A 625-nucleotide genomic window follows, 5' to 3' on the forward strand; every position below is an offset into this window, starting at 1 on the left:
CTTCTTTAGTTATTGGTAATAAAGGTTCTCCTCCAAATAATTCTATTATTTGTATCTTAGCATCAGATTTGCTTTTCTGATCACGTATAATAGAAAAAACTCTTTCAATTTGTTCATCAGTCATTACAGCAGTGTTACTTCTTACCTGTTCCGTTTCAAAGCAATACACACAATTTAAATTGCAAAAAGTAGTTGGACATATTACATACATTTGTGCAATATTCTCTATGTATTTTTTTCGAAACACACGTTGTCTTTCTAATTCGTTAATCTCTTCTTCTCTAGATTCAAAAATATATCCTCTCTCAACTAATGCCCTTAATAACTCGTTGCTATCGCAGTCTAACACATCTACTTTTTTCATATTTTCAATAATAACTTTTGTTTCTTTGTCAATTAAATCAACAGCACCCGATATTGTATTCAGCATTAAATAATTGTCATCATTTAAATTATATGTTGCCATATACTTTGTTAGTATACTCATTTCACCATACCCTCCATCGTTTTCCTTATATTACTATACTAAATAAAAATTATTAATAATTAAAATTTATACATTCTTTTATCTAGCTTGAATCATTAAGTTATAAAATTGTTACAGTATATATATTACTTTATTTAT

Annotated in this window: 1 protein-coding gene; it reads right to left on the minus strand. The window is 26.9% G+C overall.

Going from position 1 to position 625, the window contains the following annotated elements:
* Positions 1 to 487 (minus strand): 4Fe-4S cluster-binding domain-containing protein (locus tag ACW2QF_RS18695; protein WP_455717528.1); only part of this gene is annotated, 487 nt, incomplete at its 3' end.
* Positions 488 to 625: the final 138 nt, after the last annotated feature.

It is taken from the genome of Anaerosporobacter sp. (assembly GCF_965301125.1).